The following is a 22,836-nucleotide window of genomic DNA, read 5'->3' on the forward strand; positions in this document are numbered from 1 at the left end:
TCTGCGCAAAAATACGACTCTTTATTCGAAGAAACAACTCTTAGGGTTTAAAAAAGACTTTGCAGACATTTCTCCGGAGTGTTTCTCCAAGCTCCTCGGGAGAGATGCCGCGCACTTCGGCAGCGCGTGCATACAATTCCCCGATGGAAACTTCACTTTCATCCGTTTCGATGAACAGCCGGTCGGCAGGTACCCGGCACAAGGCTGCTTCCTGGTATTTCTCCCCGAATGAAAGATAAAAGCCATGTTTCAGATATTCCTCCGCCAGCGCCGCCTTGCCACGGAAACCATGTATTATCCACGGATTCGACGGGCGCAAGTCCCGCTTCACCTTCAGCAGTTCATCAACCGCCTTCACCAGATGAATCACCAGCGGCTTTCCCACTTCCTCTGCCAAACATGCCTGGTGTCTGAACACTTCCACCTGCAAATCCATCGGAGCATCTGCCAGCTTGTCCAGCCCGGCTTCGCCCACGGCAAGTACTTGGGGATGACGCACTAACTCCTCCAGGCCGCACACCCTGCTAGCCACAGCACCTTCAACTCCAGAGTGTTCACCTCCACTCCGACCTATATGCCAGGGATGTATCCCCACCGAATACCATCCGCCGCTCTGTGGAGAGAACGTTTCGGGATAGCAATTTGCAATGGCAGTTCCGGGTACTTGCGGAAACCGGTGTGTATGTATGTCTACTGGAATATTCATGGAACGGGATCATATCCGGAACCTCCCCAGGGATGGCAGCGCAGAATGCGCCTTACTGCCAGACAAAACCCCTTGAAAGGTCCGTGTTTCTTGATGGCCTCCACCGCATATTGCGAACAAGTGGGGGTAAAACGGCATGAAGGCCCTATCATGGGCGATATGCACTTCTGATAGAAATAGATGGGAAGCAGCAGCAGATATGAAAGCAGACGCTTCATGACACCTGCGGAGTTTGCTCGGCTTCAGCATTTGCCGCTACCTTCTCGGCAATGCGTGCCAAAGCTGTCTTCATACGGTCCTCAATGACAGAAGAGTCTACCAACTGGTCCGAAAGATAGATAAAGGCCACGGCCAGACGGCACTTTTTTTCCGTCAGCACGGCCAGCAGTCCGTGTTTGTTCATGCGGTAGGCTTCACGTATCTGGCGTTTCACGCGGTTGCGCTTCACCGCCCGCTTGAAACGGCGTTTCGAAACACTTACAAGAATGGAAACGGGTGCCTCCAGCTCCTCCACCGGCAGATACACCACACGCAAAGGGAAAACCGAAAACGAGCGTGAGCCGCCCGCAAACATCTTCTCTATCACTTTCTTCTTGTCCAACCGTTCGGACTTACGCAAGGTATTTGGCATGAGAAACAAGGATTAGGGATTAGGGATTAGGGATAAAGGATTAGGGATAAAGAATAAAGGAGGTGGAGGTGAATAGGTTCTTTCATCCTTTATCCTTAATCCCTAATCCTTATTTCTCTCTTTATTTCTCTCTTTTTACTTTCCTTTATTATTCTCCTTGATAAACATGTCAAGCGCCGCCGTCATTGAGGGTGCCTGCACGCTGGGAGCTTCCAGGTCAAGACGAAGTCCGGCATCACGGACTGCCTGGGCAGTGGTAGAGCCGAATGTTCCGATCTTGATTTCCTTCTGGTCAAAATCAGGGAAATTCTTCTTCAAGGCACTGATGCCTGCCGGACTGAAGAACACCAGCATGTCATAATCAAAAGCCTCATCTGCAGCAAAGTCATTGCTGACAGTACGGTACATGACAGCTTCCGTGTGCTGAATCTTATTCTTATCCAGCAGATTCTTCACGTCATCATTGTGTACATCCGACATTGGTACCAAGTACTTTTCAGTCTTATGCTTAACAATGGAAGGTATCAAATCGTCAATCTTCCCGGTGTTTCCGAAGAAAATCTTACGCTTACGATACTGCACATACTTTTGGATATACAGAGCAACGGCCTCCGTCACGCAGAAATACTTCATTGTTTCGGGAATTGTCACACGCAATTCTGTACACAAGTGGAAGAAATGATCAATAGCATGACGCGAAGTAAAAATAACGGCAGTATGATCCAAGACCGAAATTTTCTGTTGTCTGAACTCTTTCGCTGAAAGGCTCTCCACTTTGATAAATGGGCGAAAATCTATTTTCACACCATACTTCTCGGCGATGTCGTAGTAAGGAGATTTCTCTGATGCCGGTTTCGGCTGCGACACAAGTACTTTCTTAATTTTCAACGTCCTAAAATTTTATTATCAAATAACTGTTTAGCTGCATCACACCTTGATATAACACAAAACAAGGCATGATTTCAAGGGCACAAAAGTACAAAATTAAAAGTAAACCGCCATATAAATTGTTACAAAAAAGCTTTAACCACTTGTATAACATCAATATTTTAGCAAAAAAGGCTAAAATCAATCCGATTATTATCGTCAGCTGCAAACTCAAATCAAAATAGACTATGAACAGAGCAAACGGGAAAAGGGCGAATCCCAAGTAATAAAGTAGCGTAGAATAGGACTCAAGCCATAGCGTTGTAACACTTTCGTCAAAAAAAATCCAACCCAGAAAAGAGTAAAGCATCCACTTCAAGCACAAATAGAGAAGACACATACCGATGTAAATCCCCAATAGAAGTCCCGGCGGCACATGGTGTACCAGTTCCGGCTGTATATCATTGAAGTAGTTGAAGATACAGACGCCTGCTAGGATGCAGGTCTGCAGGATGAGCAGCAGCAGATAGCGCATATCGGCGGCTGTGGAAGTGGCAAATATGCTGGTACGTTCGCGATGAAGCAGGAAATCCTTCACCAGTTGCAGCAGGAACTTGCGGCTGCGTGACAAGACATAGGCCGACAGAAAGAAACAGCACAAAAGGACCACGGTGATGCCATCGTCCATTCTCGGAGAATATGGAATAGGAATCCCCTCCGTCCCCACTACTGCCCAAGCCATCAACAGCCCTATCATATTGCAGCGAATTTACGGATGGAGGCGTCCCACAAGGGAGTGGTATATATCAGTTCCACGGCTTCCTGCGGTGTCTGCGCCACATGCCAGATGGCACCGTGCTGCACGCGCATGAAGTTTTCGTCCACCGCCTGCCGGAGCATATCGAGCAGAGGGTCGAAATAGTTCTTGACATTCAGTATCACAATCGGGTTCAGATACAGTCCGAGTTGCTTCCAAGTGATGATTTCCAGCAGTTCTTCCAGGGTGCCGCAACCACCGGGCAGGGCGATGACGGCATCGCTCAAGTCGGCCATTGTCTTTTTCCGTTCGTGCATGCTTTCCACTTCCACGAGTTGGGTAAGTCCGGTGTGATGCCATCCCTGCTCCACCATGAAGCGGGGAATGACGCCCGTCACCTCTCCCCCTGCCCGGAGTGCCGCATCGGACACAGCGGACATCAGTCCCATATTTCCCGCACCATTAATCAAGCGAATTTGCCGCTGCCCCAGCAGAGTGCCCAACTCACGGGCTGCATCGAAATAAACGGAATCTATCTTTGTGCTCGAAGCACAATATACGCATACGGAATTTATCTTGTTCATCATCTTGCCACACCCTTTTTTAGGTATCGCCACAAAGGTACATGATTTCGGGGAGATTTGAAACAAGAGAGTCTTATTTCCAAAGTTCTTCCGGATTTGTGGTGCGGACGCTGTTCTCGAACAGCCATTGGGTGCCACCGCTCCGAACGGTAAATCCGACGGGAATAGGTGCAAGTCTCCGGTCACCCGGCAAGGGGTCGCCTGTTTCATCGTCCATGCGGCTCAGTTCATGCATGCTGTACCAATAGTTATTTTTGGCCATATACGTGTCATAGTATTGCCCTTCATTTGCTTTTCTGTTTATAGCCTTACACAGACCGTTCGATAGGAAAAAATACGAAAAAGCTCTTCCTTCTCACTCATATCTGTCAATTTTCCATAAATTTGCAATGGACCTAAAACATCATGATGTGAAATACAAACGTTGGATTTACTTAACCGTCACTTTCGTCATCATATTGGCAGGACTTGCTTCCCGGAAATATGGCAATGCATTGCCTAAATTTATTGCAGAGTATATTGGCGATACACTTTGGGCAGCTATGGTCTATTGGGGATTACGCTTTCTCTTCCCTTCGGCATCCATACTCAAAGTGGCCGCAATCTCCTTACTGTTTTCTTATTGCATAGAAATCAGCCAATTATACCAGGTCGATTGGGCGAATGCCATACGAAACACCACGCTCGGAGCATTGGTCTTCGGGCATGGATTTTTATGGTCGGATATGATATGTTATACTGTCGGGGTAATGTTATCTGCCACCGTAGATTCTTGCGCTTCCTTTTCTTCTTCGGATGAAGCAGTATAAAAACAAGACGCGGACAAAGGAACACAGATTCTATGCAAGCCGCTATTATCCCCGCCAAAAGCATTCGTAGGACACATTTCACGAGGCTACACCTTTTACTCCGGATGGCTACACCCTTTCTATGCGATGGTATAGCCATCTGCAAAAAAGGGTGTAGCCCGGCACGGAGGATAGTTACAACATTAGAAATGGTATGACTGTTATATGACAAAAAAATATCCTAACATGCAAGATATGGGATATCTGATGTTAGGATAACGATAAAAATAGTCAATTCATATCAAGGCAAGACGGCCTAATTATCAATACAAAAGAGACTGCGTTTGTTTATGATAAACTGCATTTTTCTTTTGAAGATTTACGGCTATTGACAAGAGAAGCTACTAAATAAAAGATATTAATGATTACATAGCATAGAAAAAACTTCCACACTTTAATCGTTTCTTTTAGCCACTCCTCAACCCATAAGATATCAATCTTATCCCCACATCGATTTTCAATCTCATATTTATAACTAATTTCACAATTAATAATTGCGTATATAATTAATAATGAAAGAATTATTGATGTGGCAACAAACACAATTCTAAGCCATTTCATAATCTATCTTGTTTTATAAACTACCCTCCTGGTTTGGATATTCTCACTAAATGATTCTGCATTGATATTGGAAGAACAAATCTGTTGACAATAGGAATAGTAGTCCATGTTCCCAAATTACTTGTTTGTTGTAGCCTTGTCCCTTTCAGAGCATTTGACCCACTTTTATTCAACACGTCAGATACCATTGTTGTACAATTATTACTTGTCAGCTTATATTCATCAATAATACGAGCAGAAGAACTGTTATAATAATCACTTTTAGGATTATCTGGCATTGTAGTTGACATATTAATTAAACTTTTCGTCTAAAATATTAGCAACTTTTTCATCTGCCACATCTGTTACTACAAATACAGACATTCCACCAGCTGCTTTTTTTGTCATTGTAAGCTTTTGCTTCATCCCCCATTAACTTTAAAAGAACACCGGAACCATTTCCTAAAGAATTAGAGCTTCTATCTGGCCCTTTATTAGTTCCATTGTATCGTCCGTAGCTATAAACAGTCATATTAGATCCTTCACCAACACTAATCCATGTGTGACCAAAGGACTGAGTTTCAGTGCAAATTCTAATACTATCTCCATTCACATCAATATTAACAACCGGACTATTCGCCCCGTACTGATACGGAGACATCGAATAATACTTCTCGGCAAATCTGTCATTAGTCGTAAACCTTCCTAACGCCGTATCATAATGTCTCGCCCCATAATCATACCAATTCAAACCCTTCTTCGTATCAAACTCCTTACCGTTATACTTGTAAGGCTGGGTATTGCCTGCAGTGGCAAATACACCACCGAAAGGGTAGTAATGGTTAGTTTCCTCCACAGTGCCAGACTGGTTGATCACTACACGGTTGTTACCCTAATAGTCCTTCAGATAGTAATGATACTGCTGGGTACCGGCCAGGTTGATGTAACCCTCTTCTGTGAGTAACAACTTCTGAGTACCGTTTTCATAGATCACATTACCGCAATAGTCAGTCGTTGTGGTTGTACTGCCTATCTTATGGACTGTTCTCAGTTTCGTGCCGTCAGCACCATAAGTATAGGTAATCGTGCTACCATCACTGAACGATACCGTACTGGGCAAATTTAATACATTATATTGAATATCGGCAATTCCCTTATTCAAATCTTTCGTTAAATTACCATTGACATCGTAGGCATACTCCCCTGCGGCGCTTGCACCGTTCACAAAGGCAGTGTTTGTACCGTATGCAGCGGTACTCACCGCATCCTCCACACAGCTCAACTGATTACCGGTCAATGTGTAAGTCAGGTTATCAAGCAGGCCGTAGGCACTGGCACCAGTCTGGCCATAACGTTGCAAACTCTTGATGTTACCGTTCTTGTCATAACCCGTAACGTTCTCCGAGAAGCGGTTCGCATTCGTGCTGATACTTGCTGTCTCGCCATAGGTAGCGTTCAGCATCCGGTCAAGACCGTCATAAGTGAATTTGTAACCACGGACTGTACTTTCGTTCCCGGACTTCCAGGTCATGCTGCTGATGCTGCCGTTGTACTTCGCAGTACCCACACCCGTGTTGTAGTACAGGTTCTGCGTGAAGCGTGTGCCGCTGATTCCCGTCAGCCAGCTACGCAGGTTGTAGGTATAAGTCAGCTTGTTGGTGCTCGTACCGTGATACTGCTTGGTCAGTAAACGACCGAAGTTGTCATAAGTCGCATCGTACAGAGTAATCGCAGTGCTGCCAAGACTATGCTGCACTTTGCTTATTCTGTCCGCATGGTCGTAGGTATAGGTATATACTTCCGTGCGCGTGGTCTTTCCGCTGGCAGTATGTGTATGTGTCACACCAGACGGCTTGTTGGAGAAAGTATAAACCGTACTTGTGATGTCGTAGCCACTGAGCAAGTTGTTCTGCACAAGCACGGTAGGACTGGAAGAAGGATTCCCCCCTGCAGGGTCAGCCGTCCCAGACTGTCGTACAAATAATACATATAGGAAATGTTATCCAGATAGGAAGTGCCCGTGCTGTTAAGCATCCGGAGAGTACGGATGTAGTCCTGCATGACCTACATCATTTGATAGACCTAAAAAACTATCCTAACATACAAGATATAGCATATCTGATGTTAGGATAGTAATTAAATAAATCTCATTGAAAAAAGGCAACTTATATTAGAGTAATATTTTTTATTTAGTATGCAAAAGCTTTATAATCTCACCATTACTTTTTCTTATTTCCACATAAGATTGTCCACAGAAAGTCAGCGCACTATCATTTCCATTAGGAATATGCCCTTCTATTACCCATATTCCATTTACCAAGTTAACAGAAAAAGGTTTTTCTTTCTCTATACTTTCCTTTCCATAAATTTCCAATAGTACGCATTCCGCTATCTTTACTGCAATATCCGCTGTAGGTATAAATCCCTCTGCAGGAACATAGCTTTTCATATCAGTATAAAAATCTGTTGAGAGACTATCATTCATTACATACTCAATCTGTTGAGATGATTGTTGATCTTCTCCGACCTTCGATGTACTGTTTGTACATGACATCGCAAATAGCATTAAAGCAAAAAAATAAGTCCTATACATATTGCTATCTTTTTAAAATACCCAATGAATATGTTCTCTCTGGCTAACAGGAATGTTTAAATCTGGCTTTTGTAGCAATTCTTTCATTCTTTGTTTACCCTTTTCAGCAGGAATATCTTTCGGATTAATATTATTCTTTCGTTTAGGATCTTTGGGATCACTAGGAAGATCACTAGTCACTATTGATGTTTTCTTACTATAAGGATTATATTCTAACAAATCGCCACTCGGCGTAGCCAAATAACCATTTTCTTTTGTTTTCTCAATATATTTTATATCAGCTTTTGAGAATTTATTATTTATATGCTCTGCGTCCGCGTCTCCATGCGAATGAATCGATCCTACAAATCTCTCACCGTTAGGAGGTAAGCTTATAGATACGCTGTGCTCTCCTTCATTGGCTGCACTATAAGAATATCCCTTTAGCTTTCCCTTTTGCTTAACTTCATAAATAGAAGAGCCCATTTCACGTTTACGTATAATAGATGCACCATTATAATACATACCCCAATCTTTAGCTGCTGCTCTTTTAGTCTTAAACAGATCACCAGGAGCATATTCCATACCATTTGGGTCTATGAACTTTACCGGATTATCGGCACAATAAGTATACGGACTCATCGAATAATATTTCTCCGCCAACGGGTCATTCGTCGTAAACCTTCCCAACGCAGCATCATAATGTCTCGCCCCATAATCATACCAGTTCAAACCCTTCTTCGTATCAAGCTCCTTACCGTTATACTTGTAAGGCTGGGTATTGCCTGCAGTGCCAAACACACCACCGAAAGGGTAGTAATGGTTCGTTTCCTCCACAGTACCTGACTGGTTGATTACTACACGGTTGTTACCTTGATGGTCCTTCAGATAGTAATGATACTGCTGGGTACCGGTCAGGTTGATGTAACCCTCTTCGGTGAGCAACAACTTCTGAGTACCGTTTTCATAGATCACATTACCGCAGTAGTCAGTCGTTGTGGTTGTACTACCTATCTTATGGACTGTTCTCAGTTTCGTGCCGTCAGCACCATAAGTATAGGTGATTGTGCTACCATCACTGAACGATACCGTACTGGGCAAATTTAATACATTATATTGAATATCGGTAATTCCCTTATTCAAATCTTTTGTTAAATTACCATTGGCATCGTAGGCATACTCCCCTGCGACGCTTGCACCGTTCACAAAGGCAGTGTTTGTACCGTATGCAGCGGTACTCACCGCATCCTCCACACAGCTCAACTGATTGCCGTTCAGGGTGAGAGTCAGGTTGTCTATCAGGCCGTAGGAGGTTGAAGAGAGTTGCCCGTAACGCTGCAATCCCTTGATATTGCCGTTCTTGTCATACCCCGTAACGTTCTCCGAGAAGCGGTTCGCATTCGTGCTGATACTTGCTGTCTCGCCATAGGTAGCGTTCAGTACTCTGTCAAGACCGTCATAAGTGAATTTGTAACCGCGGACTGTACTTTCGTTCCCGGACTTCCAGGTCATGCTGCTGATGCTGCCGTTGTACTTCGCAGTACCCACACCCGTGTTGTAGTATAAGTTCTGTGTGAAGCGTGTGCCGCTGATTCCCGTCAGCCAGCTACAAACATTGTAAGTGTACGACTGCTTGTTGGTGGCGGAACCGTGCAGCAACTTGGTGTACAATCGCCTGAATTTGTCGTAATCGCAGTCGTAGAGGGTTATCTTGCTGCCTCCCAATGTATGCTCCACCTTGCTCACCCTGTCAGCATAGTCGTAGCTGTAAGTGTATACTTCCTCTCTTGTAGTCTTTCCGGAAGCGGGAAGTAAATAAAAAACTATCCTAACATGCAAGATATAGTAATATCTGATGTTAGGATAGCAATTAAATAGATTATTTCAAGAATATAAAATACTTATTTATTTAAGATATACAAAACTCCAGTTTCGCAATCTGTATTAAGATAAACTCCATGATGAAATAACAAATAAATCAAATATTTTTCTTCTGGATATGACAAACCAACAGAAAGTACACCTTTCTCATTAAAAAGCAAAGAAATAAGATTTTCTACTTTTCCTTTATAAATTGAATCTATGTATGGCTGTGGAGTTACCATACAGTCCATTTCCTTTAGTGAACAAAATGTAATGCTGTCTATACCCAATGTCTGTTCTAATAAAATTGGAAAAAGTTCATATCGATATTTCTTATTAGCTACCCCATCATTCAGAAATAGGTACATATCTCCTTCTCTTGGAACTATCGAATATACACTATCTTTGTATTCTATATTCATTGCAACAAAAGGACTTTGCCAAGTAGAATCAACAAACATATCTTCATACCTCTCACTTGTTTTATGTACACACATTACAAATAAGAGATTAATACCCAACATAAGGATAATCTTATTCCAACAGTTTTTGGGGTATTTTCCTTCCACGATATTCCGTTCTTTTTGCATCTCCTGTTCTTTTTCTAATTTTATTCTCAGTATTAATAGCACGAATTTCTCTCATGGGTATTCCATTTCCTATATTTTCATAAGACATAATACCTTTATCTACATCCGACGAATGCTGTAACTCATGGCTTAAACCAATTCTTGGTGTCCGATGATTTCCATTAATATCCGTTTTAACATCAGGGTCATAATTTATAATGCTTCCTTGCGGAATGTCTTTTTTAGCTTTTTCTCTATCAAATCCTGAAGAATTAGACTTTCCTCGTTTAGTCCTTGTTATTGAATGAACATTCTTACTTTTCTCCAGTTCAATAATCATCTCACCAATTTCCTTATCATCCTTCTTAAGTTGCTGCAAATCTGCTTTCACGTCCTTTTGATACTTGGTATCAAATCCAAAAAACATTCTCACATTATCTATCAAGCCATTAGGATTAGGATTTACAACAATTGTATCTCCATTCACATCTATGTTATTTACCGGATTATTCGCCCCATACTGATACGGTGACATCGAATAATACTTCTCTGCAAACCTGTCATTCGTCGTAAACCTTCCCAACGCAGCATCATAATGTCTCGCCCCATAATCATACCAATTCAAACCCTTCTTATTGTCAAACTCCTTGCCGTTGTACTTATAAGGCTGAATACTGCCTGCACTTGCAAACACTCCTCCAAAAGGATAGTAATGGTTCGTTTCCTCTACCGTGCCGCTCTGGTTGATGACTACCCGGTTATTACCCTGATGGTCTTTCAAGTAATAGTGATACTTGCTGTCGCTCAAAGTAACATAGCCTTCTTCCGTCAGCAAAAGCTTCTGCACTCCGTTTTCATAGATCACATTTCCGCAGTAATCCGTCGTGGTGGTAGCGCTGCCTATCTTATGGACTGTTCTTAGCTTTGTGCCGTCAGCTCCATAAGTATAGGTAATTGTACTTCCGTCACTGAAGGTTACTGCATTCGGCAAATTTAAACAATTATACGATATTCCGGTGATTCCCTTGTTTAAATCTTTAGTTAAATTGCCGTTCGCATCGTAGGCGTACTCGTTCGCCTGCTTCACGCCGTCCTTGAACTCGAAGCCTCCACCGTAAGTGGAAGCCGTCACCGCATCATCCACACGGTTCAACCGATTACCGTTCAGGGTAAAGGTCAAGTTGTCTATCAAGCCGTAGGCAGAAGCTCCGGTCTGCCCATAACGTTGCAATCCCTTGATGTTGCCGTTCTTGTCATAGTTTGTAACGTTCTCGCTGAAACGGTTGGCATTCGTGCTGATGCCTGCCGTTTCCCCATAAATAGCATTCAGCAGACGGTCCAGACCGTCGTAGGTGAACTTATAGCCGCGGACGGTGCTTTCATTGCCTGCCTTCCAAGTCATGCTGCTGATGCTGCCGTTGTACTTCACTACTCCGTTTCCGGTGTTATAATACAGATTCTGCGTGAACTTGCTTCCGCTGACCCCCGTCAGCCAGCCGCGGATGTTGTAAGTATAGGTCTGCTTGTTTACGGCACTGCCATGCAGCGACTTCGACTGTAGACGGCCCAGGTCGTCATAGACATTGTTCACGAGCGTAACCTCTCCCAAAGCATCCAACTTGTGCTTCACCGTCAACAACCTGCCTGCATGGTCATAGGAGTATGTACGGACTTCCGTACGGGCAGCCTTGCCTTGGGCAGTATGAACATGGCGCAACCTGGTAGGCTGGCCGGTAAAGTTATAGGCCGTGTATTCCGTTTCCTTGCCTCCCAGGGAATTGGAACTTTGCCGTTGGACGGGCCGTGAACGGCGGTCATAATACACCACACTGTAAAGCTGTCCGGCGCCGTCCCCGGCCAAGCCCGTCACGCTGCCCGTAAGCATTCCCCGGGCATCGGATTTGGTGCCGTATCCGGAGGACTCCATGGAACTGTCGTAGGCATAGGCGGGGAAACCGTTCTTGCCAAGAAAGTCATAGTTGTCGTAGTAGTTCACTGTGAGCAGCCTGCTTCCCGAAAGTGCACGGACGGTTCCACCCACTTTCACGGCATATCCCTTATAGCTTCCGCTGCCCGTGAATTCCGCTTCCACCGCACTTCCGTCCACCGGCAGGGGCTCGGAGCAGAGGCCGGAAAGCACTGTACGGCCCAAAGCGTCGGGAATGGTGAAGCGCCATCTGCCTTGTCCCTTCAAGTTGCCGTCCTGCACGAAAATCAGACGGTCGGCCTTGTCGTAGACATAGCGCACGGCATCACATCCGGGCAGCTTCCTCCACACGCAGCGGTCGCGGCTGTCGTACTGATAGCAATAGGCCAGTGCATCCTTTCCTGTGAGATTCCCTCGTCCCGCAGGCGCGAGGGAAGGACGAAACGGAGATTGTCCCGGTTGTCGTAGACATAGTAGGTGTCGTGGTTGTCGCTTCCGATGACCCGGCGCTGCAATACCATACGTCCCAGCTTGTCGGTGAATAGGCAGGAAACGTTCCTGTCCTCGTCCGTGGTGCGCACAATGTAAAGATTGCCCGAAGAGCAGTTCCCTGATTTGGAAAGCGTGGCGTTCCTACCTGTCCCGTTCACTTTATAGGCTATGCGGTTCAATAAAGCTCCGCCCGGAACGTTCGTCAGGTATGAAATAAAATTCCCTGCTTATAGAGATGGGGCAATATAAGCAGGGAATCATTTGGCTTATCGAAGCAGGAGATTCTAATATTCAGAAGCAGCGGATGAAGAACATCCGCTGCGACAAAAAATCAGTACAAAGATAGCTCAATTGGTATTTGGTATTTTAATCTCATATCCAAATACTCTTGCCAACTCAAAGGTCCCAATACAACATCGTTTGTTTTTAAAATTATCCAATAGAATAAACTATCGTTTGTTCCATATTCATATTTTCTTTTGTATAAAGGTTCTTGAGGATATTTAGGCTTCTGTTTTGCAATAATATATTCATCGTTATAGATATAGTCAAGTACAGTTGCCGGTATTTCTCCACCATTGGAATTTTGACAAAGAATATCTTTTATATTCTCTCCTTCATCTCTATAAAAATATCCATTTCCTAAGTTCTTAATAGAATCAGAAATGCAACTTTGAATAAATAAACTACAAAGCAAATGTAGAACAATACATCCCTTTTTCATATCTCTTCATATTATTTTATCCAAGGTAAAAATGGTGTCAGTTTAGCACTTCCATAAATATTTATTTCATATGGTTGTCCCCTTCCTGCAACCCTATTTCCTATAATAGTTTCTATATTTCTTCCCCAATTCAATGGATTCCGACCATTGTGCATTTCAAAATCATATTTATCAGAAAAAGCTCTTACTGAATGATTCGGATATCGTTTTAAAGTAACGTTTCCGTATACTAATCCATCATTTAAGGAGCCACTATGCAACAATAAATTAAAACTTTTTATTTCTCTCACATATTTTTCTCCTAAAGAGTATATCCCTGATAAATCTATTTTTGCTAAAGATGTGAATAGAGGTTGTCCTTTCCCTTCCCTATACCATTTATTAGCTTCCTCCAAGGTCAAATATCCATCATAATCCGGTCTGTCTTTAAGACTTGTATAACTCTCCAAGTAGTTAGAGCGCGCTTCTTCATCTGCCAATCCATTATACCCTAAACTATGGCTTAGTGCCTCTTCATGAGACATGCCTTGTTTAAAGTTTGACTTGTTCATAATAATGGCCTCTCCTTGCAGACCTTCATCATCTGTACCAATCAACTTACCTTCTTCGTCATAAATCGGACTTATGGACATACCTGTCGGATCAATATAGCGTACGGAATTATTACTACAATATGCATACATCCCTATCGAATAATACTTCTCCGCCAGAGGGTCAACAGTCGTAAACCGTCCCAGTACCGCATCATAATGCCTTGCTCCATAGTCATACCAATTCAGTCCTTTCTTCGTGTCATATTCCTTGCCGTTATACTTATAAGGCTGGACATTCGTAGTACTTGCAAATACCCCTCCGAAGGGATAGTAATGGTTCGTTTCCTCTACAGTGCCTGACTGGTTGACAACTACCCGGTTGTTCCCCTGATGGTCTTTCAGATAGTAGTGATACTGCTGAGTTCCGGTCAGGTTGACATAGCCCTCTTCGGTAAGAAGCATCTTCTGCACTCCGTTTTCATAGACCACATTTCCGCAGTAATCGGTAGTGGTGGTAGCGCTGCCTATCTTATGGACTGTTCTTAGCTTTGTGCCGTCAGCTCCATAGGTATAGGTAATTGTACTTCCGTCACTGAACGTCACCACACTTGGCAAATTTAAACAATTATACGATATGTTGGTAATTCCCTTGTTTAAATCTTTAGTTAAATTCCCGTTAGCGTCGTAAGTGTATTCATTCGCCTGCTTCACGCCGTCCTTAAAACCAAAGCCGCCGTTGTAAGTGGAAACCGCTACCGCATCGTCCACGCGGTTCAACCGATTGCCCTTCAGCGTAAAAGTCAGGTTGTCTATCAGGCCGTAGGCAGAAGCTCCGGTCTGCCCGTAACGTTGCAATCCCTTGATGTTACCGTTCTTGTCATAGCCCGTCACATTCTCGCTGAAACGGTTGGCATTCGTATTGATGCCTGCCGTTTCCCCATAAATAGCATTCAGCATCCTATCCAGACCGTCGTAGGTGAACTTATAGCCGCGGACGGTGCTTTCATTGCCTGCCTTCCAAGTCATGCTGCTGACGCTGCCGTTGTACTTCGCTACTCCGTTTCCGGTGTTATAATACAGATTCTGCGTGAACTTGCTTCCGCTGACCCCCGTCAGCCAGTTGCGGATGTTGTAAGCATAGGTCTGCTTGTTGACGGCACTGCCATGCAGCGACTTCGACTGTAGACGCCCCAAGTCGTCATAGACATTGTTCACGAGCGTAACCTCTCCCAAAGCATCCAGCTTGTGCTTCACCGTCAATAACCGGCCTGCATGGTCATAGGAATATGTACGGACCTCCGTACGGACAGCCTTGCCTTGGGCAGTATGAACATGGCGCAACCTGGTAGGCTGGCCGGTAAAGTTATAGGCCGTGTATTCCGTTTCCTTGCCTCCCAGGGAATTGGAACCTTGCCGCTGGACGGGCCGTGAACGGCGGTCATAATACACCACACTGTAAAGCTGTCCGGCGCCGTCCCCGGCCAAGACCGTCACGCTGCCCGTAAGCATTCCCCGGGCATCGAATTTGGTGCCGTATCCGGAGGACTCCATGGAACTGTCGTAGGCATAGGCAGGAAAACCGTTCTTGCCAAGAAAGTCATAGTTGTCGTAGTAGTTCACAGTGAGCAGCCTGCTTCCGGAAAGTTCACGGACGGTTCCACCCACTTTCACGGCATATCCCTTATAACTTCCGCTGCCCGTGAACTCCGCTTCTACCGGACTTCCGACCACCGGCAGGGTGTCCGAGCAGAGCCCGGAAAGCACTGTACGGCCCAGAGCGTCGGGAATGGTGAAGCGCCATCTGCCTTGTCCCTTCAGGTTGCCGTCCTGCACGAAAATCAGACGGTCGGCCTTGTCGTAGACATAGCGCACGGCATCACAGCCGGGCAGCTTCCTCCACACGCACCGGTCACGGCTGTCGTACCGATAGCAATAGGCCAGTGCATCCAGCTTGTCTTGTGAGATTCCCTCGTCCCGGATGCGCGGGGGAAGGACGAAGCGGAGATTGCCCCGGTTGTCGTAGACGTAGTAGGTGTCGTGGTTGTCGCTTCCAATGACCCAGCGCTGCAATACCATACGTCCCAGCTTGTCGGTAAACAGGTAGGAAACGTTCCCGTCCTCGTCCGTGGTGCATACCACACTGAGCTCTCCCGAAGCATAGCTGCCGGATTGCACCAATGCAGTGCCGCTCCCGACACCCCCTACCTTGTAGCGGATGCAGTCAAGCCGGTTGTCGCCCGTCCTGTTGGTCAGGTAGCTTGTCTGCACACGCTTCCGGTTGTCGTGCCACAGCTGGCCGGCACCATACTCCTCACAGACGCGTCGGTGTATGGGTTCCTCATAGGAAGACATGCCATAAGGAGCGGTGTCGCCGTAGTTCGTCCGTGCCTGTGCCGTGACAGAGGAGGGGGCGGTATATGCCCCGCCCGCACTGAAAGCCACCGGCAGCCAGTGCTTTTCCGGCACATCAAGGGAAGCGTACTCCTGCATGCTTATCAGATCCTTTCCCGCAGGCGAAGTGCGGTATTCCACCTGCTGCGCCGGGCGTCCCAATCCATCCATGTAACAGATGGAAACCTGCACGTTGCCGCTTTCGTAATTGCTGATTGTCCCGTTGTTGCAAGCCACGGAGGAAACCCCGTTGCGGGGAGTGAGCGTAGCCACATAATTCTTGTCCTTGCTGAACGAGACCGTTGCCGGACCGGAGCTTTGAGACTGCATTTCCAAAGAGATGCCCAAAGCGAATATCAATAGTATATATCTTAAAATCTTATTCATAGCCATGTTGTTTTAGGGATTGACATAATTATATTCATAGGATTGAAGCACTTTTCTGGACAGTCCTTCCAGCATCCAGACTTCTGACAGGCGGCCGAAGTTGTCGTATCCGTAGTAAGTGGTTGTTCCTGCCGGAGAAGTTTCTGTCAGCAACCCCACCTGGGGTTTATAGGTATAGGTGGTGACATGCGCCTTGCCCAATTTCGTCCTCAGTCCGTCTATCAGTGCCGTATCGGGACTGGAAGAGGAGGACAGTGATTCGGGAGCGGTGCCCAGGGCTGCCTTTACCTCTTCATACGTGGCATTCACGATTTTTGCCACCGGGTACATGCCTTGGTAGCTCCATAGGAAAACCATGTTTCCGGTTCCATCGGCAGAGACATACAGAGGATTACCGTAGCTGTCGTATTTGTGGCAAGTCATGCGCATTTCCAGCTTTCCGTTTGTACCGGTGTTCCGCCTGACGGCAGAGAGACGCGGTGTGCTGCCGAACAAGGCATACTCATGAGAGACTTGTTTCAGGCTGCCGTCCGACTTCTCCCTTACCTCCACCGGTACCGCGATGCGGTTGTCGTCAGTCAGCCGTTTCATTGCGGCATCCGTCTGTCTGTCAAACGGATAAGTATACTCCGTACGCTTCAACGTATCTCCATTCGAAATCATGATTTCGCAGGTGTTCAAAAAGTGAACCGGATCATGCTGATAAATGGTCACGAGGGTGAACTGCCCATTCTCTTCATACAATGTTTCCACCTTCTTGTCCAGCATCTGCTGCATAGGACGGATGGCAGGATAGAGATAGCCATTGGGAACCTTGGTGTTCAATGTACCGGCAGCATACGAGCCATAAATGTCGACAAGGGTTTTCATGGCATCTTCTTCGTAACAACCGGAGGAGTTTTCACGCGAGCCTGCCAGTATGGGAGCCTTCTGGATACCCCATATTATGTAAGGTCCATCACCCAAGCCGCCATATGCATAAACCGTTTCCCACTTCTTGGCGTAACTGCCGTTCTTGCAGGCATATACCGCCTCTTTCAGCAAGGTGCCGTTTTCTGAATATTTATAGGCTCCAACTCCCTGCGGGTTCTCGTCTTTGGCTTTCATGCCCGTACCGTAGGGAAGGCTGTCGTCCCACCAGCTGTAGCACAAGTGCTTGTCGGGAGTGTTCAGGTAGTGATATTCCTGCAGACCGATCTTATTTCCATCCTTGTCAAAGTCTTCTGTATAGACAGTGCTGTATCCCACGGAATAGCCTTCCTCCCGGAATCCATTGATGCCGGTAGAACGGTAATCCTTCCTATAGCGGGGATAGGCCATCAGACGGCCGGAAGTATAGTAGTCGGCAAACGAGCTGTTTGTGCTGTAATGATACTTTCTGGTATGAAGCACTTTGCCGTCTGCTTCCCGGTGACAGATTTCTTTCACCCGGAGACCTCCACCCGTGCTGTAAGGATGGGTGGCTATATAGTCATCAGGGTAAGTGACAAGTTTTCCTAACGCCTCAATAGACTTCAGCTGTTTCAGCAGCGAGCCACCTACATAAAGAACATAAGTGCCGGCAGGCAGCGTGATATTGCCCCAATAGTTGGTCAGCAGGGTGTCACGCCTGGTATGCTGCGGGTCAGGCAACCTGGTCGAATTATAATTGTATTTCCACAAAGGGGATTTGTCGTCCACACTCCTGCGGATGCTTATTTCCAACTCGGTAATGCCGCTATAGAGCGTATGATCAGTCAGCATCTTAAAAGAAAGAGGAAAAGGCTGATTGTTTTTGGAGATGGTAAATGAGGTTGTGGCAAAAGGGATATTGTTCATTCCCTGCTGCTGGCTGGCAGACAATACCACCTCTTGTACGCGGTACATCAAATCTTTTTTATAGGGGTCTTGTTCAAAATCATTCGTCTTGTATACATTCGATTCATAAGTGAATTCCGCCGTTCCCCCCGTCGGATATGTCACCCGCCTCAACTGGAATGCTTGTGCGAATGCCGGGTTGGGTTCGCGATCGGCACTGCCTCCATATTCCAAAATGACGGAATCAGACTTTTGATTGCTGTTACAGCAATAGGCAGGAATCAGACTTTTGTTGGCCGCACCATTATAATATCCCCAATGGTCACGAGCTGCCGACAACTTGGTGGGTAGAGCGGCTTCGTTGTAGGAAAAGGAATAGACTTCCGGTGAAGCCACATTGCTTGCCGTATGTTTGAGTCCGGTCAGTTTCAGTCTTTTGGTATTCCAGTCTTTCGTAAACATCTTGTTGTTCCATGTGGAGTTGTAATAAGCGCTGTTAGGCAGCCTGCGATTCAGTTCGTCAAGGGTGGGCACATCGAAGCCAGTGTTGGCATTGGAAACAAAATATCCCTGAATCAACTCCCACTTGCTCAGATTGTTGCCCGCAGCGTCGTTGATGCGAACGGCCGACAAGCGCACTTCCGGACTGTAGTCCAACCGGTCTGTGGCATACTCAAAACTAATGCTGCCACCGGGATAACTGATTCTATCCAGATAGGCCACCTTGTAATAAGCCATATCCGTGGTGATATATTGTTCCATCCGACTGTCCTGAATATTGGCAAAAGAAGCCAAATGGAAATCCCTGGTTTTATAGCCGAATGTAACCACTGCTCCGGCCGTTGTCTTTATCCGCGTCAGGTAGAAAGCACTGGAATAGCTTTCTGCACGCGGACGGTCTGTGAAAAACGTCTGTTCAGTCTGTTCAAAACGGTATTCAGTGCCATCGGGGGTGGTCATGACCCAGCCGGCCAGTTTGGGATGGCCCATAGCATCGTTTTCCGTAAGAGGCGTAATCCGCACATTGTCTTCTCTTTCCTTCACTATGTGGCCCGAGTGAGAAAATATGAACTTTCCCGAATATCCCAAGAAGTGATAGTGGAAGACATCAGGAGCCAGTTCCGTACCGCCACAACTGGCATAAGTATCGCTCGTCAAAGCTCTGTACAGCATTTCATGGGTCATACCTTGGGGTAGAGCGAACGGCAAGGAAGTGCCGGCTCCCTGCGTAAGATAAGTGTCGATATGATAGATGCCCGCAATGTCCTGGAGCTGGTTATCCGGGGAGTCATTGAAATAGGCCCACTCGCAGAAGTCCTGATAACGTCCTCTCACGGTATGGGTCACAACTCCGCCGGCATTCAATGTCCAGCCCAGCCCTACCCGAGTGGCCTCCTCATTTACCTTGATGCCCGAGGCATTGTAGGAAAGAGAGACGGGAAAGGAAAAATCTTTCAACTGGACGGTATAGAGGGGGATGGTAATATCCGGTACCCCTGTATAGCCGGACACCGGAAAATGTCCTGCCTTCAGCATGCTTTGTGCATGAGGGGAAGGTGGAGTCACATTAGAGATAAGAATATTGTCTGACTGCGCAAACGTGGCAATTGCACACCATAGGCAGCAAAATAGGATATAAATTGTTCGCTTCATGTTTTTTTGTATTTCCTGATGAGTAAAAGTCTTAAGTTTCGTAAGTCCAATAATTGACTTTCAACAGAGGACTTGCGAAACTTGAACGAATGCTTTCTGTTTTTTTTCATAAAACTGCCCCACTTGGTAGCTTTGTATACCAAGCTGTAAGCGGGGTAGTTGTCATCCGGGAAATCAGAGCGGCATCGCCTGCACCCCCAGCACACTGGCTATGGTAGCGATGATAGTACCCACAATTTTCAGGATGTCTTTCCAAGTTTCTTTACTTATTTTCATGATGTTCTGTGTTTTTAGACCCCTCGTTCCCCTAAAGGGGAAGGAGAATACTCCCGCCAATCCTGCGCGCGCTCAATCTTCAGGACTATCCCCCTCCCCCTTCAGGGAGTCCTAGGGGGGGATTAAAGTTCTTTACTAACCTCGAAGCACGGGCACTGCTTCACCCACTCCCGTGGCTGCACCGTTCCGTCCCCGTCCAAATCCGGACTCAGGTCGCGGTGGCCGCAGACACGGGCATTCCGGAACTGCTTCAGCAGCTGGTGTACCAGCAGCCGGAGTGCCGAACGCTGCTCCGGGGTGCGGGTATCTTTCGGATTCCCCATGGCATCCAGTCCGCCTTCGTAGCAGATGCCGACCGAATACTTGTTGTGACCGCGGCAATGCGCACCGGGTAGTTCCAGGGAACAGGTTCCGAGCACGGTACCGTCTCTCCGGATATAGTAGTGATAGCCCGTCGTGCGGAAGCCGCGACGGCGGTGCTCTGCCTCCAGAGCTTCGGGAGTGAGCGCATGGCCCTCCCGCGTGGCGCTGCAATGCACCACGATGTAGTTGATTTTTCGCATAAGATTAGTTAGTGATTAATGATTGAAGATTAGTAATTTATGATTTGACGATTTACGATGTACGATTACTTTTCGTATCATAAATGCCTGCATAGGCGCGGTTATTTAGCAGTACGAATTTCAATCGTACATCGTAAATCGTCAAATCGTAAATGGCCTTATCCCAACGGATTTTCACCTTGGTCACCGTCGTTACCGCCCGAGCCGTCGTCGTTGCCGCCCGAACCTGCCGTGTCCTGAAGGTCGAAGCGCACGCACTTCACCCCGGTCACCAGCGAACGGGTAGACACCGTATGGTCCAGATTACGCTTGGAAGTGGGCAGAAAACGCACTCGTAGCGTGGACTGGGTAGCCGATACCTTCAGAGGGTCTTCCACACCGTTCATGGTGGACTTCATCGTAAGGCGGAAAGTACCCAGACCGTCCAGCGTCACGCTCTCGGAAGACTGCAGGTGGCGAGTCATCACGGTCACCAGGTTGTCGATGACATTCTTCGAGTCACCCGTAGAGAGGGAAGACAATTCCGCAATCTCCTTGGCCACCTGCTCGGTGTCCACATTCCCCGTCAGCACCACGCGGGGATAGAAAAGCTTCTTGCCCTCTTTGTTGGCAAGAACCGACTGAAATGATTTGTAAATTACTGGCATAGTAGTTTTGTTTTAAAAATTAATAGTTTGTCTTGAAATTCAAGGATTCGTTTTTTTCAAATGAAACAACATTGTTTTATTTTCGTGTATTAAGCTTAACCACATTGCAAAGATAACGCTATCCGGAAAAGTGTGCAAATTAAAAAAACCGTTTTTCTTCATGAATTTATTCACATATAGAAAACAATATTTACAGCACAGGCTCAACAGGTATCGCCCCGGTTGCCGTATCTTGCCATGACTCTCGCGCAAGGCATAGAAGCCCTTCCACAGGGGGTGGCCGATAGCACCGAAATTACTTTTGAGGATAATGGCATACTGCTCTTGCGGAGGAATATGGAACTGCTTCAGATTGAAAAGCAACCCGTCCAGGTTGCGGTCCGTGCCATCCTGCGGCGGTTGCAGTTGCTCTATTTTCCGAAGATATTCCCCCTCCGCGGATGGCACATCCGCGCCCTCAGTGCCCCCGGTTCCGGGGGAACTATGGAGGAGGGGATTTTCTTTGCTGTGTTGTGATGTGCTATGCTCTGCTGTGCTATGTGTACCCGATGTCGCATTTTCGGGCTTAAATGCTGCACTTTCGGCAGCGGACGGCACGCTTCCATTGGCAGACGGCACTCTCCCGGCGGCAGTCGGCGCGGCATCGTCATCGCTCTGAGAATCATCCACCAGACAATAACGTGTGTCTATGGCGGAAGATTTCCGGCGCTTGGTACTGAACAGATATTGCCGCTGTATCTCAGCAGAAGTCAGGATGGCGTATTTGCCGAAAAGGGCGGCATTGAAAATGCCGTACTCCACAGCCAGGGCAAGAATACGCTTCACGTCGGCAGCCGTCTTTTCATAGAGGCAGGCAGAAAGGTCTTCGTAGAAAAGCTCGTCGGCACACACGTAATAGCCTTCGTCGGCATAAATGCAGGAGAGGGCTCCCAGCAGAATGGCAAAGGAGCCGTCACCCTCACGCTTCATGATGCGACGCACCAGACGGTCGTGCATAAAGTCTGTGTTCAAGGGGAAATAGTCAAGTCCCCGTTTTTTGATTCTGGACATGGTTTGATGATTAGGGGTTAGTGATTAGGGGGAGAGAGCGGCTTGTATCATTCTATATCACCTGCTTCGCATAGGCGTTTCCGCTTGCGGAGCACGCTTTCGCGCACTACCTTCAAAGCATTCAGAATAAGATACATACGAAGAGTACAGTCCGAAATTTCAGTGATGACCGGATAACGGAGGGGATTGCCTGCAGGAAGTGAGCGGCGGTAGCGGGCGTTGCTCATCGCCCTACGGCATTCCTTGCAATAATTGTCGGGGGCAAGCGTACGCTTGTCTACATAAAAAGAATCAACGGGCAGTTCTCTGTGGCAACATCCACAGAAACGAACATTTTTTTCAATAATCTGTTCCATAACCATTTTTTGTTAAGAATTAGTACAATAATATTTTTTTTTCGGCACGCCCCTGCCAAAGATGCTTGTAGGGGCTGTTTGCTGGAAGTATATATCCAGCGTA

The 22,836-nt window shown here is 46.5% G+C and carries 22 protein-coding genes and 1 pseudogene; 1 reads left to right on the forward strand and 22 read right to left on the reverse strand.

What is annotated here, in order from left to right; genetic code table 11:
- Positions 1-40 precede the first annotated feature (40 nt).
- The 7 genes from EYA81_RS08620 to EYA81_RS08650 form a co-directional block, all read right to left on the reverse strand.
- Entirely contained in the window at positions 41-706 is a 666-nt protein-coding gene (locus EYA81_RS08620) for a TatD family hydrolase (protein WP_117881053.1), read from the reverse strand.
- Positions 703-924, reverse strand: coding sequence for a membrane protein insertion efficiency factor YidD (gene yidD, locus EYA81_RS08625; protein ID WP_005831056.1), 222 nt, complete (start codon positions 922-924; stop codon positions 703-705). Before yidD ends, EYA81_RS08620 begins: the two co-directional genes overlap by 4 nt.
- Positions 921-1,337: a ribonuclease P protein component gene (rnpA, locus tag EYA81_RS08630; RefSeq protein ID WP_022400586.1), complete on the reverse strand. Its 417-nt coding sequence runs from the start codon at positions 1,335-1,337 to the stop codon at positions 921-923. Before rnpA ends, yidD begins: the two co-directional genes overlap by 4 nt.
- A gap of 135 nt (positions 1,338-1,472) precedes the next feature.
- Complete coding sequence (locus tag EYA81_RS08635) at positions 1,473-2,225, reverse strand: uroporphyrinogen-III synthase (RefSeq protein WP_005834069.1); 753 nt, start codon at positions 2,223-2,225, stop codon at positions 1,473-1,475.
- Positions 2,226-2,229: 4 nt separating this feature from the next.
- Positions 2,230-2,961, reverse strand: a complete 732-nt coding sequence (locus EYA81_RS08640) for a DUF4271 domain-containing protein (protein ID WP_117601042.1) — start codon at positions 2,959-2,961, stop codon at positions 2,230-2,232.
- Complete coding sequence (locus tag EYA81_RS08645; RefSeq protein WP_117601092.1) at positions 2,958-3,545, reverse strand: TIGR00730 family Rossman fold protein; 588 nt, start codon at positions 3,543-3,545, stop codon at positions 2,958-2,960. The genes EYA81_RS08640 and EYA81_RS08645 overlap by 4 nt, the downstream gene beginning before the upstream one ends.
- Before the next feature lie 73 nt (positions 3,546-3,618).
- Complete coding sequence (locus EYA81_RS08650; protein ID WP_009037546.1) at positions 3,619-3,807, reverse strand: hypothetical protein; 189 nt, start codon at positions 3,805-3,807, stop codon at positions 3,619-3,621.
- A 148-nt stretch (positions 3,808-3,955) separates the two neighbouring features.
- Here EYA81_RS08650 and EYA81_RS08655 point away from each other — a divergent pair, with 148 nt between their 5' ends.
- Positions 3,956-4,354, forward strand: a complete 399-nt coding sequence (locus tag EYA81_RS08655; RefSeq protein WP_117601091.1) for a DUF2809 domain-containing protein — start codon at positions 3,956-3,958, stop codon at positions 4,352-4,354.
- Positions 4,355-4,681: 327 nt separating this feature from the next.
- Here the strand turns inward: EYA81_RS08655 and EYA81_RS08660 are convergent, their stop codons facing one another.
- The 15 genes and pseudogenes from EYA81_RS08660 to EYA81_RS08725 form a co-directional block, all read right to left on the reverse strand.
- A complete protein-coding gene (locus EYA81_RS08660; protein ID WP_009037544.1) occupies positions 4,682-4,954 on the reverse strand; it encodes a hypothetical protein in 273 nt (90 codons plus the stop codon).
- Positions 4,955-5,522: 568 nt separating this feature from the next.
- Positions 5,523-6,848, reverse strand: a pseudogene (locus tag EYA81_RS19565) (RHS repeat-associated core domain-containing protein); the annotation flags it as partial.
- Between the two features lie 270 nt (positions 6,849-7,118).
- Positions 7,119-7,526 (reverse strand): NTF2 fold immunity protein, encoded by a 408-nt coding sequence (locus EYA81_RS08670; protein ID WP_051642902.1) that lies wholly within the window; start codon positions 7,524-7,526, stop codon positions 7,119-7,121.
- A gap of 12 nt (positions 7,527-7,538) precedes the next feature.
- Complete coding sequence (locus tag EYA81_RS19915; protein ID WP_117976560.1) at positions 7,539-9,344, reverse strand: RHS repeat-associated core domain-containing protein; 1,806 nt, start codon at positions 9,342-9,344, stop codon at positions 7,539-7,541.
- 62 nt (positions 9,345-9,406) lie between these two features.
- Positions 9,407-9,937 (reverse strand): hypothetical protein, encoded by a 531-nt coding sequence (locus EYA81_RS08680; protein WP_118931273.1) that lies wholly within the window; start codon positions 9,935-9,937, stop codon positions 9,407-9,409.
- Complete coding sequence (locus EYA81_RS08685; RefSeq protein WP_227201799.1) at positions 9,903-12,215, reverse strand: RHS repeat-associated core domain-containing protein; 2,313 nt, start codon at positions 12,213-12,215, stop codon at positions 9,903-9,905. The genes EYA81_RS08680 and EYA81_RS08685 overlap by 35 nt, the downstream gene beginning before the upstream one ends.
- Positions 12,152-12,514 (reverse strand): hypothetical protein, encoded by a 363-nt coding sequence (locus EYA81_RS08690; RefSeq protein WP_131225637.1) that lies wholly within the window; start codon positions 12,512-12,514, stop codon positions 12,152-12,154. The genes EYA81_RS08685 and EYA81_RS08690 overlap by 64 nt, the downstream gene beginning before the upstream one ends.
- Before the next feature lie 173 nt (positions 12,515-12,687).
- The gene (locus EYA81_RS08695; RefSeq protein WP_117965026.1) at positions 12,688-13,080 is read right to left on the reverse strand and encodes a DUF3997 domain-containing protein; all 393 of its coding nucleotides are present in this window, start codon (positions 13,078-13,080) and stop codon (positions 12,688-12,690) included.
- Between the two features lie 11 nt (positions 13,081-13,091).
- Entirely contained in the window at positions 13,092-16,391 is a 3,300-nt protein-coding gene (locus EYA81_RS08700; protein WP_242672420.1) for an RHS repeat-associated core domain-containing protein, read from the reverse strand.
- Positions 16,392-16,403: 12 nt separating this feature from the next.
- Positions 16,404-19,841, reverse strand: coding sequence for a hypothetical protein (locus EYA81_RS08705; RefSeq protein ID WP_131225638.1), 3,438 nt, complete (start codon positions 19,839-19,841; stop codon positions 16,404-16,406).
- 174 nt (positions 19,842-20,015) lie between these two features.
- The gene (locus EYA81_RS19190; protein ID WP_005825315.1) at positions 20,016-20,117 is read right to left on the reverse strand and encodes a smalltalk protein; all 102 of its coding nucleotides are present in this window, start codon (positions 20,115-20,117) and stop codon (positions 20,016-20,018) included.
- Positions 20,118-20,239: 122 nt separating this feature from the next.
- Positions 20,240-20,680, reverse strand: coding sequence for an N-acetylmuramoyl-L-alanine amidase (locus tag EYA81_RS08710; protein WP_131225639.1), 441 nt, complete (start codon positions 20,678-20,680; stop codon positions 20,240-20,242).
- A 158-nt stretch (positions 20,681-20,838) separates the two neighbouring features.
- Complete coding sequence (locus tag EYA81_RS08715; RefSeq protein ID WP_131225640.1) at positions 20,839-21,327, reverse strand: HU family DNA-binding protein; 489 nt, start codon at positions 21,325-21,327, stop codon at positions 20,839-20,841.
- 39 nt (positions 21,328-21,366) lie between these two features.
- On the reverse strand, positions 21,367-22,377 hold the full coding sequence (locus EYA81_RS08720) for a DUF4373 domain-containing protein (RefSeq protein WP_370293418.1): 1,011 nt from the start codon (positions 22,375-22,377) through the stop codon (positions 21,367-21,369).
- Positions 22,378-22,424: 47 nt separating this feature from the next.
- Positions 22,425-22,739: a hypothetical protein gene (locus EYA81_RS08725; RefSeq protein ID WP_117704081.1), complete on the reverse strand. Its 315-nt coding sequence runs from the start codon at positions 22,737-22,739 to the stop codon at positions 22,425-22,427.
- Positions 22,740-22,836: the final 97 nt, after the last annotated feature.

Source organism: Bacteroides sp. A1C1 (assembly GCF_004328515.1).
Classification (GTDB): Bacteria; Bacteroidota; Bacteroidia; order Bacteroidales; family Bacteroidaceae; genus Bacteroides; species Bacteroides uniformis.

Excerpts from the sequence above, each read along its gene's own strand:
- EYA81_RS08620 (WP_117881053.1), bottom strand. The coding sequence starts at position 706 with ATGAATATTCCAGTAGACATACATACACACCGGTTTCCGCAAGTACCC.
- yidD (WP_005831056.1), bottom strand. The coding sequence starts at position 924 with ATGAAGCGTCTGCTTTCATATCTGCTGCTGCTTCCCATCTATTTCTAT.
- rnpA (WP_022400586.1), bottom strand. The coding sequence starts at position 1,337 with ATGCCAAATACCTTGCGTAAGTCCGAACGGTTGGACAAGAAGAAAGTG.
- EYA81_RS08640 (WP_117601042.1), bottom strand. The coding sequence starts at position 2,961 with ATGATAGGGCTGTTGATGGCTTGGGCAGTAGTGGGGACGGAGGGGATT.
- EYA81_RS08645 (WP_117601092.1), bottom strand. The coding sequence starts at position 3,545 with ATGAACAAGATAAATTCCGTATGCGTATATTGTGCTTCGAGCACAAAG.
- EYA81_RS08650 (WP_009037546.1), bottom strand. The coding sequence starts at position 3,807 with ATGGCCAAAAATAACTATTGGTACAGCATGCATGAACTGAGCCGCATG.
- EYA81_RS08660 (WP_009037544.1), bottom strand. The coding sequence starts at position 4,954 with ATGAAATGGCTTAGAATTGTGTTTGTTGCCACATCAATAATTCTTTCA.
- EYA81_RS08670 (WP_051642902.1), bottom strand. The coding sequence starts at position 7,526 with ATGTATAGGACTTATTTTTTTGCTTTAATGCTATTTGCGATGTCATGT.
- EYA81_RS08695 (WP_117965026.1), bottom strand. The coding sequence starts at position 13,080 with ATGAAAAAGGGATGTATTGTTCTACATTTGCTTTGTAGTTTATTTATT.
- EYA81_RS08700 (WP_242672420.1), bottom strand. The coding sequence starts at position 16,391 with ATGAATAAGATTTTAAGATATATACTATTGATATTCGCTTTGGGCATC.
- EYA81_RS08705 (WP_131225638.1), bottom strand. The coding sequence starts at position 19,841 with ATGAAGCGAACAATTTATATCCTATTTTGCTGCCTATGGTGTGCAATT.
- EYA81_RS19190 (WP_005825315.1), bottom strand. The coding sequence starts at position 20,117 with ATGAAAATAAGTAAAGAAACTTGGAAAGACATCCTGAAAATTGTGGGT.
- EYA81_RS08710 (WP_131225639.1), bottom strand. The coding sequence starts at position 20,680 with ATGCGAAAAATCAACTACATCGTGGTGCATTGCAGCGCCACGCGGGAG.
- EYA81_RS08715 (WP_131225640.1), bottom strand. The coding sequence starts at position 21,327 with ATGCCAGTAATTTACAAATCATTTCAGTCGGTTCTTGCCAACAAAGAG.
- EYA81_RS08720 (WP_370293418.1), bottom strand. The coding sequence starts at position 22,377 with ATGTCCAGAATCAAAAAACGGGGACTTGACTATTTCCCCTTGAACACA.
- EYA81_RS08725 (WP_117704081.1), bottom strand. The coding sequence starts at position 22,739 with ATGGTTATGGAACAGATTATTGAAAAAAATGTTCGTTTCTGTGGATGT.